The organism is Actinomadura scrupuli (genome assembly GCF_050971785.1).
Taxonomy (GTDB): domain Bacteria; phylum Actinomycetota; class Actinomycetes; order Streptosporangiales; family Streptosporangiaceae; genus Actinomadura_E; species Actinomadura_E scrupuli.
Map to the genome: position 1 here is coordinate 303,454 of NZ_JBPCCU010000011.1, position 12,752 is coordinate 316,205.

The window sequence follows — 12,752 nt, forward strand, 5'->3', positions numbered from 1 at the left end:
GGAGACCCGCGTTCACTCGGCGGCCTCCCGGCCGGATCCGGGCGCGCCGGCCGTACGGTCGTGACCGCCCGCCATCGAGCCGCCCTCCCGTGGCCCGCGCCGGTACCGGCCCGGAGCGGTGCCGTACCGGCGCTTGAAGGCGTTGGCGAACGCGAACTCGGAGGTGTAGCCGACCTGCGCGGCGACCACGCCGAGCGGGGCGTCGGTGTCGACCAGCAGGCGAGCCGCGGTGGTCATCCGCCACCAGGTGAGGTAGGTCAGGGGCGGTTGCCCGACCAGCCCGGTGAACCGCCGCGAGAACGCCGCCCGCGACAGCCCCGCACGGGCTCCCAGCGTCTCCACGGTCCACGGGTACGCCGGATCACCGTGGAGGCTGGACAGCGCCGCGCTGATCGCGGGGTCGTTCAGCGCCGCGGTCCAGCCGGTGACCGGGCCGCGGCCGGGCTGGTCGGCGAACCACGCGCGCAGGATGTAGAGCAGGAGCATGTCGAGCAGGGCGCGCACGACGGCGTCCGCGGGCCACGGGTTGACGAGCTCGGCCCCGAGGAGCTCCACCGCGCCGCGTATCTCGGGGAGATGCCCCGGCCGGGCGGGCAGATGGATCAGGTCGGGCAGATCGCCGAGCAGCGGATGCGCCCGGGCCGGATCGAGCTGGTAGGCGCCGCAGAGCGTCACCGTCGCGGCGCCGTCCGGGCGGATCCGGCCGACGGGCGGGGCGTGATGACGCCGTTCGAAGCGGGAGCCGTCCCGCGGGTCGCAGCCCGGCTCGGCCGCCGGGGTGGTCGGGCTGTCGGCCAGGACGTGCCCCCGGCCGTGCGGCATGAAGACCACGTCGCCGACACCGAGGGCGAAGGGCGCACCGTCCACGGGGACGAGCCAGCACGACCCCTGGAGGATCACCTGGAAGCCCGCCGCCCCGCGCACCGGCATGAAGCGCTGCCCCCACGGGGCGTACCACTCCACCCGTGACGAACGAGGCTCCCCGGTGCGCATCACGGCGATCACATCGCTGAGGACGTCCATCGCGTCAGCGTATCGCCGTCCGCCCTGGCTGAGACGATCACGTATGAATCCGAGATCCCGGCGCATTGGACGTTGCCCAACCGAGCCCTACGGTCGTGGCAGGCGAAACGGTCGCCCCTCCAGCCGGAGGGCACGAAGAAGCCGCCCCCGCCCGAACCGTCCTCGCCCGGCCGGCGCTCCCGCCCGCGCCTCACCGATCACCAGTCACCAGTCACCAGGAAGAGAAATCACCATGATCACTGACGACCGTACCTCCGCGCCTGCCCCGTCCGGCGGCACCCGGCGGCGCCGCAGGGCCATCGCGGCCGGCGGCGCCGTCGCGGCGGCCGGGCTGCTCTGGCTCGTCGCCCGCGCGCTGGACGTCGACCTCAGGGTCGCCCAGGGCGACGGGCAGGAGTCCCAGGTCGTCGGCCTGCCGATGGTCGCCGGCTGCACGCTCGTCGTGGCGCTGCTCGGCTGGGGCGTGCTGGCCCTGCTGGAACACCGGACCCGCCGGGCCCGGACCTGGTGGACCGGGCTCGCCGCCGCGGTGCTGCTGCTGTCGTTCGTGCCGGTCGTCACGGTGTCGGCCACGACCGGCACGAAGGTCGCCCTGTCCCTCATGCACCTCGCGGTGGCCGCCGTGCTCATCCCGTCGCTGCGGGGAGGAGGACGACCGGCGGCCTGACCGGCCGTGCGAGGTATCGACGTAGAGTGGGGCAGGTCGAACGGCCACCCTCCCCAGGAGCACGGAGACCCATGCCAACCGAACTGACCCTAATGGCCGTGCACGCCCACCCCGACGACGAGGTGCTGGGCACCGGCGGCCTGCTGGCCCGCAGCGCGGCGGAGGGCGTCCGTACCGTCCTGGTCACCTGCACCAACGGCGAGCAGGGCGACGGGCCCGACGGGGTGAAGCCGGGCGAGCCCGGCCACGACCCCGAAGCCGTCAGCAGGCTCCGCCTGCAGGAGCTCCGGGAGTCCGCGGACCATCTGGGCATCGAGGTGGTCGAACTGCTCGGCTACCGCGACTCCGGCATGGCCGGCTGGGACGCCAACGAGCATCCCGGAGCCTTCGCCGAGGTCCCGGTGGACGTCGCCGCCGCGCGGCTCGGCGCGCTGATGGAGCGTTACCGCCCGCAGGTCGTGGTGACCTACGACGAGAACGGGGGGTACGGTCACCCCGATCACATCCAGGCCCACCGGATCGCGATCGCCGCGGCCGAGGCCACCGCGATCCCCGCCAAGCTCTACTACACCGCCGTGCCGCGCGAGCGGATCCGCCGGCTCTTCGAGTTCATGCGGGCCAACGGCGCCGATATGGCCGAGATCGAGCTGCCCGAGGACTTCGGCGTCCCCGAGGAACTGATCACGAGCATGGTCGACGTCTCGCCGTACGTCGAGCGCAAGCGCAAGGCCCTGGAGGCACACGCCAGCCAGGGCGAGAACATCTTCCTGCTCCGGCTGCCCGAAGAGGTGCAGCACGAGGTGTTCGCCGCCGAGTTCTTCGTCCGCCACCTCAGCCGGGTGGAGGCGCCGGACCAGGAGGACGATCTGTTCGCCGGGCTCCGCTGACGTACGAGGACCCTTCCGGCGCACCCGTGAGGTCAGCTCTTGCGGGCCGACTCCTCGTAGGCCCGCAGGACCTCGTCGGTCGGCCCGTCCATCCGGACCACGCCCGAGTCCAGCCAGATCGTGCGGTCGCAGGTGTCCCGGATGGACTTGTTGTTGTGGCTGACCAGGATGACCGTGCCCGCGTCCTCGCGCAGCTCGCGGATGCGGTCCTCACTGCGTTTCTTGAACCGCAGATCGCCGGTGGCGAGAGCCTCGTCGATCAGCAGGACGTCGTGCGTCTTGACCGCGGCGATGGAGAACCGCAGCCGGGCGGCCATGCCGGAGGAGTAGGTGCGCATCGGCAGCGAGATGAAGTCGCCGCGCTCGTTGATGCCCGAGAACTCCACGATGCCCTGGTATTCCGCCCTGATCTGCCGCGGGCTCATGCCCATGGCGAGGCAGCCCAGGACGACGTTGCGTTCGCCGCTGAGGTCGTTCATCAGCGCGGCGTTGACGCCCAGCAGCGACGGCCGGCCGTCGGTGTAGATCCGCCCGCGCTGCGGGGCCAGCAGACCGGCGACGGCCCTGAGCAGCGTGGACTTGCCCGACCCGTTGCCGCCGATCAGGCCGACGGCCTCGCCCCGGTAGGCGGTGAAGCTCACCCCCCGGACGGCGTGCACCTCGCGGATGGCCGGAGACCTCCGGCCCCGCAGCATCCGGCTCAGCGCCGCGGTGGCACTCCCCCGCCCGGCCCCGGCTCCGTGGATCTTGTAGACGACGTGCACCCCGTCCACGATGACGGTGGGCACCCGTACGCCGCTCGGTGTGGGCGCCGCCGGTGCGGCCGTCTTCGTCAGGACCTCATCCACGGCCGTACTCCTCCTCCGCCTTCCAGAAGAAGACATAGCCCGCGACTCCCACCAGGACCGCCCAGCCCAGTGCCAGCGGCCACACGTGCGGGGGCAGCCGGTCGGCGGCCACCGAGTCGAGCAGCGCGTAGCGCATCAGGTCGATGTAGATCAGCGCGGGGTTGGTGTCGAGCAGGACCGCGATCCAGTGCGGAGCGTGCGCGGTGAAGACCTTGAGGCTGTAGAAGACCCCGGAGACGTACATCCAGGTGCGCAGCAGGAACGGCATGAGCTGTGCGGTGTCGGTGGTCTTGGCACCGATGCGGGCCACGGCCATCGCCAGCCCCGCGTTGAACATCGACTGCAACAGCAGCACCGGCACGACCAGCAGCCAGCGCAGGGTGACCGGCTCGCCGAACGCCAGCACGATCACAGCGAGCACGCCCATGGAGAACATCAGCTGCTGGAGCTGGATGAGGGTGAAGGCGATCGGCAGGCAGGCCCGGGGGAAGTGCAGCGCCCGGATCAGCCCCAGATTGCCCTCGATCGAGCGGGTGCCGGACAGCACCGCGGACTGCGTGAAGTTGAAGACGAAGACGCCGGTGCACAGGAAGGGCACGAAGTTGGCGATCCCGTGCCGGGTCCCGAGCAGCACACCGAAGATCAGGTAGTACACGGCCGCGTTGAGCAGCGGGGTCATCACCTGCCAGATCTGCCCCAGCCTGGCGCTGGTGTACATCGCCGTCAGCCGGGCGGTGGCGTAGCCGGTGATGAAGTGGCGGCGCGACCACAGCCCGCGCGTGTAGTCGCCCAGGCCGGGCCGGGCGCCGCTCACCGTCAGCCCGTACTTCATGGCCAGTGCCTCGGCGCTCAGACCCGCATCCGGGTCGAGCAACGCCGTGTCGGATCTGCCTGGTCGGCTCACTTCAGCGCTCTCATTCGTGAGGGAACAGGGGCGCGTGCCGGGTCCGTGCGCATGGCGCGTCGTCCCCTTGCATCGCCATTGCGGACGATAGAACGGTACCGTTACGTCCTGCCGTCGATGGTAGTGAGGGCCAGGATGGAACGCAACCGTTTCGTCGTCGCGCTAGGATCGGGGCATGACAGCGGAATTGCCTACATCCCGTCGCGCTCCGGCCGGAGCCGCCGTGCTCCGGGAGGACATCACCGACGCGATCCGCGCCGCCGTCATCGAGGAACTCGCCTCCACCGGGTACGCCCGGATGTCGATCGAGGCCGTCGCCCGCCGGGCCGGGGTGGGCAAGACGGCCGTCTACCGCCGGTGGCCCTCCAAGCTGCACATCGTCATCGACGTCGTGTCGGCCATCGCCGTGCAGGGCATGCCGGTGCCCGACACCGGCACCCTGCGCGGGGACGTGCGCGTCCTGCTGAGCATGATCGCCCGCGCCCTGCGCAACCCGCTGGCCGCCCAGATCATCCCCGACCTGCTGGCCGAGGCCGCCCGCAACCCGGAGATCGCCCGGACGCTGGAGGTCGCGCTCCGCGACACCCAGCGGGACGTCATCACCGTCGTCCTGCGCAACGCCGTCGGGCGCGGCGAACTGCCCGCCGGCTCCGACCACGAGCTCGCCCTCGACCTGATCACCGGTCCGCTCTACTGGCGCCTCGCGGTGATCCGCACCCCCCTGCCCAAGGGCCATCTCGACCGGCTCGCCGCCGCCACCACCGCCGCGCTCACCGGCACCGGCTGATCACCGCACCTGGAGCCGTTCCGGCCAGAGATCACCTGGTCAGCCGCCGGCTTCCGGCGGCCCCGTACAGTGACGGTATGGGAATGGTCGGCACGGTCGGACTGGTGTTGCACCCCAGACGAGACTCGAAGATCGCGATCGACACGATCGTGGAGTGGGCCGGCGAGCGCAGCGCGACCGTCCTCGGACTGCCCGAGGAGATCCTGCGCATCGACTGCAGCGCCGTGCCGGTGACCGCGGAAGTCCTGATCGAGCGCTCCGACCTGCTGGTGAGCCTGGGCGGGGACGGCACCATGCTGCGGACGATGCGGCTGGTGACCGGGCGGCCGACGCCCGTGCTGGGCGTCAACCTGGGCCGGCTGGGCTTCCTCGCCGAGATCAACGTGGAGGATCTTCCCCGCGGGCTCTCGGTCATCGACGAGCACCGCTACCTCGTGGAGCCCCGGATGGCGGTCTCCACCGTCCTTCCCGACGGGTCGGTGCACACGGCGTTCAACGACATAGCCCTGGTGCGCATCCCCGGTGACGGGCTCGCGGCGGTGGCGATCGACGTGCAGGGACACCCCTTCGTCCGGTACGCGGCGGACGCGGTGATCGTGGCGACCTCGACCGGATCGACCGCCTACAGCTTCTCCGCCGGCGGCCCGATCGTGTCCCCCACCGTCGAGGGGTTCCTGGTCGTCCCGGCGGCCGCGCACTCGGCGTTCAACCGGGCGCTGGTGCTGTCCGCGGACGAGGAGGCGGCCCTGGAGGTGCTGCCCACCAGCGGGCGGCTGGCCGTGGAGGTGGACGGCATCGTCGCCGGGTACGTCTCCGCCGGCGACCGGCTGGCCATCAACGCCATCCGCGCCGCCGCGATGGTGGTACGGCTGGGCGACACCACCTTCTACGAACGGGCCCGCCGCAAGCTGCGCGTCAACGGCAGCCTCGAGGTCGACTGAGCTCTCCCCGCGCCTCGTGTGCGTTCCGGGGTCTCAGCGCGCCTCCTGGCGGAGCCGTTGCCGCTGCGGGACGACGGTGTACTTGGGGTCTCTGGCCGAGGCGACACCGGCCCGGAAGACGCCGAACCGGGTGCACGCGGAGCCCGCCAGCAGGGCCGTGCCCGACAGTGCCGCGGCGGCCCTGGACCGCCCGCCGAGCGTGCCGGCGATGACGGCTCCGGCAATGGTCAGCGCCTTGCCGGCCCGCATGAGCCGGCCGCTCGCGCCGGTGGTGTACGGCTCGGCGACCATCCCGAGCCGCCGTTCCATCCGGGCGGCGGCGGCGAGCTCCAGCGCGGTGCCGTACACGGCGACCACCCGGACGGGGCCGGTCTCGGTCCGCGGCGCGGCGAGCAGGCCGAGCCCGGCGGCGGCGGTGGCGGCCGAGCCGGCGAACATGAAGGGCAGCTCGCGGTAGGCCTCGTGCCAGGCGGGCACCGCGGTGTCGGCGATGAGGACGGCGGTGTAGGAGGCGACGGCGGGGCCGGTCAGCGCCGCCCATCCGGTGGCGGCCCGGCCGATCCGGGGGAACCATCCGGTGAGGTCGGTGACCGCGGCGACCCCGGCCGCGGGAGCGTACGCCGCGAGCGTCCACGAGCCGACGCTCATCGGCGACGTCGGCTTGATGACCCGGAGCATGTGGCCGAACCGCGCGGGCCGGCCGAGGTCGTGCACCAGCGCCACGGTGGACAGCGAGATCGCGGCCAGCGCGCCGGTCCTGCCCACCCGGGCGAGCCTCGTACGGCCGGTGACGGCCGCGCCCGCGGCCAGCACCGAGGACGCCCCGGCCAGCCCGCCGAGGAAGAGGTAGCCCGCGATGTCGAGGGCGCTCCAGGTCGGCTCCTTGATGATCGGCCGGCCGTAGTAGGAGGTGAACTCGGCGTCGGGGACCATGCTCTGCTCGCCCCTGCGCCCGCGGCGCCGGCGCGGGCCCTGGACGCCCACCGGCGCCTCCCGCCCGGGCCGCTCTCCCCGCAGCCCCTCCCTGGTGACCTGGGCCTCGCTCACCCGCGCCTCCCTGTGAGCTTGGTCGTCGCCGTGGCCGCGTACGTCGCGGCGATCCCGCCGAGCAGGGTCAGTGCCGCGGCCCCCGCGTGCCGCCACATCGAGGGCAGGTCCCGGGTGGTGACGACCGGATCCGGTGGCAGCCCGTAGGTCTCCGGCTCGTCGAGCAGCAGGAAGAACGCCCCGTCCCCGCCGACCCCGTCCGAGGGGTCCTCTCCGTACAGCCGGGCCTCGGGGACGCCCGCCTCGTGCAGTTGCGTCACCCGGGCGGCGGCGCGTTCGCGCAGCTCGTCGAGCGGGCCGTACTGGATGGAGTCGGTGGGGCAGGCCTTGGCGCAGGCCGGCTCCATGCCGTCACCGAGCCGGTCGTAGCACAGGGTGCACTTCCACACCCGGCCGTCGTCCTCGCGCTGGCCGATCACTCCGTACGGGCAGGCGGGCACGCAGTAGCCGCATCCGTTGCAGATGTCCTCCTGCACGACCACGGTCCCGAACTCGGTGCGGAACAGCGACCCGGTGGGGCAGACGTCGAGGCAGGCCGCGTGGGTGCAGTGCTTGCAGACGTCGGAGGCCATCAGCCAGCGCATCCCGGCGCCGTCGCCGTTCCCCGCGGCGTCGGCGGCCAGCCCGAGCACGTCCACGCCGCCGAGGTCGTCGCCGAGGTCCTCCTCGCGCAGCGGCCGGCGCTGCTCGATGAAGGCCACGTGGCGCCAGGTGTCGGCGCCCAGCCCCTGGGTGTTGTCGTACGACATGCCGGTGAAGGTCAGCCCGTCCTCGGGGATGGCGTTCCACTCCTTGCAGGCCACCTCGCAGGCCTTGCAGCCGATGCACACCGAGGTGTCGGTGAAGAAGCCCCTGCGCGGCGGATGGTCGTGATGCCCGGCGTCCCCGGCGACGTCCGGCTCAGGACCGGAGAGCAGTCCCATGGTCAGATCCTCATTCCGGTCTCTTCGGTGATGCCCGCCCGCTGCCGGTAGTCGCGGACCAGCTCCGGCAGCGCCGGCCCGCGCGGCCGGCGGCCGGGGCGGATGTCGGCGGTGAGCGCCTTGACCTCCTGGATGTGCACGTTCGGGTCCAGCGCGATGGACGCGAGCTCGTTGGCCGCGTCCCCGCGCGAGTGGCCATTGGGACCCCAGTGAAACGGCAGCCCGATCTGGTGCAGGGTGCGGCCCTGGACCCGCAGCGGCGCCATCCGGTCGGTGACCAGCACCCGGGCCTCGATCGCGTTGCGGGCCGTCACGATGGTCGCCCACCCGCCGTGCTCCAGCCCGCGCTCGGCTGCGAGCTCCGGCGAGACCTCACAGAAGAACTCCGGTTGCAGCTCGGCGAGGTACGGCGTCCAGCGGCTCATCCCGCCGGCGGTGAAGTGCTCGGTCAGCCGGTAGGTCGTGACCACGTAGGGGAACACCTCCGCGCCCGGCTCGGACCCGCTGGGGTGGAAGCGGTTGTGCTCGCCGGGGAAGACCTCCCTGGCCGGGTTGCGCTGATGCCCGTACAGCGGGTTGTCGAACGGCGAGTCCTGCGGCTCGTAGTGCGTGGGCAGCGGGCCGTCGACCAGCCCGGCCGGCACGAACAGCCAGCCCTTGCCGTCGGCCTGCAGGACGAACGGGTCGGTACCCGACAGGCCGGCGGGGCCCGTGGCGCCCTCCGGTGGCCGGTACCACGGGGCCATGTCCGGGGCGAAGTCCGGCACGTCGTGGCCGGTCCAGCGTTCGCCGTCCCACCAGACCAGGGCCTTGCGCTCGCTCCACGGGCTGCCCTCGGGGTCGGCGGACGCCCGGTTGTAGAGGATCCGCCGGTTGGCCGGCCACGCCCAGGCCCATTCGGCGGCGATCCAGTCCTGCTCGGCGGCGGGCTTCCTGCGGGCCGCCTGGTTGACGCCGTCGGCGTAGACGCCGCAGTAGATCCAGCAGCCGCAGGACGTGGAGCCGTCGCCGGTGAGCTGGTCGTACGAGGACAGGTGCGCCCCGTCGGGCCCGTAGCCGTTGATCTCGGCGAGCACCGCGTCGGCGCTGGGCTCCTCGAGCTCGCCCTCCGTGGGGTAGTCCCAGGTCAGGTCGAGTACGGGCCGGTCCCGCTCCTCGGTGGAGCCGGCCAGCGCGGCACGGATGCGCCGCCCCAGGTGGTACATGAACCACAGGTCGCTGCGGGCGTCGCCGGCCGGGTCGACGGCGGTGTGATGCCACTGGAGCATCCGGTTGGTGTTGGTGAAACTGCCCGACTTCTCGGTGTGCGCGGCGGCGGGGAAGAAGAACACCTCGGTGCCGATGTCGGCGGTCCGCAGCTCCCCGGTCTCGATCTCGGGGCCGTCCTTCCACCAGGTCGCGCTCTCGATCAGTGAGAAGTCGCGGACCACCAGCCAGTCGAGATTTGCCATCCCCAGCCGCTGCACCTTGGCGTTGGCCGAGCCGACGGCCGGGTTCTCCCCCATCAGGAAGTAGCCCTTGCAGACGCCGTCGAGCTGGGCGAGTGCGGTCTCATAGGTGCTGTGGCTCCCGGTCAGCCGCGGCAGGTAGTCGAAGCAGAAGTCGTTGTCCGGGGTGGCCGCCTCGCCCCACCACGCCTTGAGCAGGCTCACGACGTAGGAGCGCATGTTGCCCCAGTAGCCCTTCTCGGCGGCGTCGGCCGTGATGAACGCGGCGAGGTCCTGGTGCGCGTGCGCGTGCGGCATCGGGATGTAGCCCGGTAGCAGGTCGAAAAGGGTGGGGATGTCGCTGGAGCCCTGGATGCTGGCGTGCCCGCGCAGCGCCTGGATGCCGCCGCCCGGGCGCCCGATGTTGCCCAGCAGCAGTTGCAGGATGGAGGCGGCCCGGATGTACTGCGAGCCGACGGTGTGCTGGGTCCACCCGACCGCGTAGGCGAAGGCGCTGGTCCGGTCGCGGCCGGAGTTGCTCACCAGCGCGTCGCAGACCTGCGCGAACAGCTCGGGCGGCACTCCGCAGATCTGCTGGACCATCTCCGGGGTGTAGCGGGCGTAGTGCCGCTTGAGGATCTGGAAGACGCACCGCGGATCCCGCAGGGTCTCGTCGGTGCGCGGCGTGCCGGTGCCGATGGCGGCCCCGCCGGCTCCGTGGCTCTCCCCCCGGCCCGACTCCCGGATGGTCCGGCCCTGCCTGGTGCGCCTGTCGTACTGCGAGTCGCGGTCCCCCGAGGAGGCGGCGACGTCCATGCCCTCGTACTGCCAGGTGTCGAACTCGTAGTGCCGGGTCTCCTCGTTGAACCCGGAGAACAGCCCGTCGAGGTCCTCGGTGTCGCGGAACTCCTCGGTGATGATCGTGGCCGCGTTGGTGTAGGCGAGCACGTACTCGCGGAAGTACGCCTCGGTGGACAGGACGTGGTTGATGATCCCGCCCAGGAAGGCGATGTCGGAACCGGCCCGCAGGGGCACGTACAGGTCGGCCAGCGCGCTCGTACGGGTGAACCGGGGATCGACGTGAATGATCTTGGCTCCGCGTGCCTTCGCCTCCATCACCCACTGGAACCCCACCGGGTGCGCCTCGGCGAAGTTGGAGCCCTGGACGACGATGCAGTCGGCGTTCTGCAGGTCCTGCATGTAGGTGGTCGCCCCGCCGCGCCCGAAGGAGGTGCCCAGCCCCGCCACCGTGGAGCTGTGGCAGACCCGGGCCTGGTTCTCCACCTGGACCACCCCGAGCGCGGTGAACAGCTTCTTGATGAGGTAGTTCTCCTCGTTGTCCAGCGTCGCCCCGCCCAGGCTGGCCAGGCCCATCGTCCGGCGGACCCGGGAGCCCTCGCCGCAGTCCCACTGCCAGGTGGCGGCACGGGTACGGATCACCCGCTCGGCGACCATGTCCATCGCCGTCTCGAGGTCGAGCTCCTCCCAGTCGGCTCCGTGCGGAGGCCGGTAGAGCACCCTGTGCTCGCGCGCCGATCCCGTCGTGAGCTGCAGGCTCGCCGAGCCCTTCGGGCACAGCCGGCCGCGGCTGACCGGCGAGTCGGGGTCCCCCTCGATCTGCACCACCCGGTCGCCGGAGACGTAGACGTTCTGGGCGCAGCCCACCGCGCAGTACGGGCAGATCGACTTCACGACCCGGTCGGCCGTGGCGGTGCGGGCGCGCAGGGACCGGGTGTGCGGCGACGCGACCGCGGCCCCGCGGCCCAGCGGGTCATCGCCCGTCAGCTGCCGGTACACCGGCCATTCCGCGATCCGAGATCGCAGCCCCATGACGCCCTCCACCTGCGCGAATAGTCGATCGGGGACGCCCTACCCCGCGCAGGGACCTTGAACCGGGACGGCGGCTGAAACGGCCGTTCTCGCATGGTGCCGACGGCCGCGCCTGGGCCCGTCCCGCCGCTGCCGACCCGACCGCACAGGAGGGCCGGTCGGCGCACGGATGCGCATCCGGCCGCCGACCTGCGGGTCAAGCGCAATTTGGGATGAACGAAGTTGCCCATTCCGCCCTGTTCTGGACGGTCCCCTGTGTCTGGCTCCCGGAGCCAGACGGCTGTCCCGACCGATCGTGGTCGGGCGTGTCCAAGGTTCCCCGGAACCGTGGGTGCGTCCTGACCACCAGGTCAGGGCGCACGGCGGTTCCTCGGAACCCCACCTGCGTCCCGGCTAGGCCGGGACGTCCCACAAACAAGGGGTACGCATGTCAGAACAGAGGACCTCCCTCGGAACGCGATTGTTCGGAGGGGGGATCATCGTAAGTGAGCTGGCCGTCCAGCAGGTCGGCTTCGGGATCACCTCTACGCTGCCCGCCTTGGCGGTGGCGTTGGTGGTGACCGTCGCGGGCTCCGTGCTACTCGCCGCGTACGTCGGTTGGCGATTCGGCATGGGCATGCGCCAGTTCGACAGGGTGATGTGGAAGCTGGTGGCCCGCGTGGCCGCCAGCAACACCCTCATCGGCATCGCATATGTTCTTGCGGTGCAGAAGCTGGGCCTGGGGCCGGTGGCCGCAATCGGGGCCATCGGCGTGCTCAGCGTCGGGCTCACGGAGATCTTGCGGAGCCTCGGCCTCGACCAGCCGTCGCCGGTCCAGATCTGGGGGTACAAGCAGCTGGGGGTGCGCGTCATCGCGCTGCTCGCAGTGCTCGTCATGACCCACCCGTGGACCGGCGAGTTCGACCTCGTCGGCCTCGGCTGGGCAGTGGCTGCCGCCTGGTGTTTCTGGAACTACGTCGTCATCGTCTTCGGACCGATGGCGGCGCGGGACCAGGTCAAGCAGGGCACGGCCGTCGCCAACCTCCTGTCCATCCCCGCGACGATGCTGGTGGTGTGGCCCTTCGGTGCCTGGGGCGAGCTCTTCACGGAGTTCTCCCCCGTCAACTGGGGCTTCGCCGTACTGGCCGGCCTGCTCGTGATCACCGTCCCGGCCCTCATGCAGGACTGGGCCGGAGGGAAGGTCTCCGCACGGACCACAGGGGTGCTCTACTGCCTCGACACGCCCATCGCGGCGTTGATCGGGACGGTCGGAGCTCTCCTGTTCCTGCTGGACGAGGTACAGCGGCCCAGCATCGTGCAGTGGGTCGCCATCGGCCTCATCATGATCGCCTCACTTCTCGTCGTGCTGATGGGCGAAAAGCCCACCAGCCCCGAGGCGCAGGGCGTTCAGAGCTGATGCCGGCGGCGCCGTAAGGCGCCGCTGACCACCCGTGTCGGGGGAGGAGCACTGCTTCCTCCCCCGCCATTT

At 71.7% G+C, this 12,752-nt stretch carries 11 protein-coding genes; 5 read left to right on the forward strand and 6 right to left on the reverse strand.

What is annotated here, in order from left to right; translation table 11 throughout:
• Positions 1 to 12: 12 nt before the first annotated feature.
• Positions 13 to 1,023, reverse strand: coding sequence for an AraC family transcriptional regulator (locus ACRYCC_RS37500; RefSeq protein ID WP_433818813.1), 1,011 nt, complete (start codon positions 1,021 to 1,023; stop codon positions 13 to 15).
• Positions 1,024 to 1,255: 232 nt separating this feature from the next.
• Here ACRYCC_RS37500 and ACRYCC_RS37505 point away from each other — a divergent pair, with 232 nt between their 5' ends.
• On the forward strand, positions 1,256 to 1,690 hold the full coding sequence (locus ACRYCC_RS37505) for a DUF6069 family protein (RefSeq protein WP_433818814.1): 435 nt from the start codon (positions 1,256 to 1,258) through the stop codon (positions 1,688 to 1,690).
• 71 nt (positions 1,691 to 1,761) lie between these two features.
• Entirely contained in the window at positions 1,762 to 2,577 is an 816-nt protein-coding gene (locus ACRYCC_RS37510) for a PIG-L family deacetylase (protein ID WP_433818815.1), read from the forward strand.
• Between the two features lie 32 nt (positions 2,578 to 2,609).
• On the opposite strand, the gene ACRYCC_RS37515 is transcribed toward ACRYCC_RS37510, so the two are convergent.
• On the reverse strand, positions 2,610 to 3,461 hold the full coding sequence (locus ACRYCC_RS37515; RefSeq protein WP_433818816.1) for an ABC transporter ATP-binding protein: 852 nt from the start codon (positions 3,459 to 3,461) through the stop codon (positions 2,610 to 2,612).
• Positions 3,418 to 4,329 (reverse strand): ABC transporter permease, encoded by a 912-nt coding sequence (locus ACRYCC_RS37520; RefSeq protein ID WP_433818817.1) that lies wholly within the window; start codon positions 4,327 to 4,329, stop codon positions 3,418 to 3,420. The genes ACRYCC_RS37515 and ACRYCC_RS37520 overlap by 44 nt, the downstream gene beginning before the upstream one ends.
• A 175-nt stretch (positions 4,330 to 4,504) precedes the next feature.
• Here ACRYCC_RS37520 and ACRYCC_RS37525 point away from each other — a divergent pair, with 175 nt between their 5' ends.
• The gene (locus tag ACRYCC_RS37525; protein ID WP_433818818.1) at positions 4,505 to 5,116 is read left to right on the forward strand and encodes a TetR/AcrR family transcriptional regulator; all 612 of its coding nucleotides are present in this window, start codon (positions 4,505 to 4,507) and stop codon (positions 5,114 to 5,116) included.
• 77 nt (positions 5,117 to 5,193) lie between these two features.
• On the forward strand, positions 5,194 to 6,057 hold the full coding sequence (locus ACRYCC_RS37530; RefSeq protein ID WP_433818819.1) for an NAD(+)/NADH kinase: 864 nt from the start codon (positions 5,194 to 5,196) through the stop codon (positions 6,055 to 6,057).
• A 33-nt stretch (positions 6,058 to 6,090) separates the two neighbouring features.
• Here ACRYCC_RS37530 and nrfD read toward each other — a convergent pair whose 3' ends face one another.
• The 3 genes from nrfD to fdh are packed head-to-tail and all read right to left on the reverse strand — an operon-like array spanning position 6,091 to position 11,284.
• On the reverse strand, positions 6,091 to 7,104 hold the full coding sequence (gene nrfD, locus ACRYCC_RS37535; protein ID WP_433818820.1) for an NrfD/PsrC family molybdoenzyme membrane anchor subunit: 1,014 nt from the start codon (positions 7,102 to 7,104) through the stop codon (positions 6,091 to 6,093).
• Positions 7,101 to 8,027 (reverse strand): 4Fe-4S dicluster domain-containing protein, encoded by a 927-nt coding sequence (locus ACRYCC_RS37540; RefSeq protein WP_433818821.1) that lies wholly within the window; start codon positions 8,025 to 8,027, stop codon positions 7,101 to 7,103. The genes nrfD and ACRYCC_RS37540 overlap by 4 nt, the downstream gene beginning before the upstream one ends.
• 2 nt (positions 8,028 to 8,029) lie before the next feature.
• Complete coding sequence (fdh, locus tag ACRYCC_RS37545) at positions 8,030 to 11,284, reverse strand: formate dehydrogenase (protein ID WP_433818822.1); 3,255 nt, start codon at positions 11,282 to 11,284, stop codon at positions 8,030 to 8,032.
• 427 nt (positions 11,285 to 11,711) lie between these two features.
• Here fdh and ACRYCC_RS37550 point away from each other — a divergent pair, with 427 nt between their 5' ends.
• On the forward strand, positions 11,712 to 12,680 hold the full coding sequence (locus tag ACRYCC_RS37550) for a DMT family transporter (protein ID WP_433818823.1): 969 nt from the start codon (positions 11,712 to 11,714) through the stop codon (positions 12,678 to 12,680).
• The last annotated feature ends 72 nt before the right edge of the window (positions 12,681 to 12,752 follow it).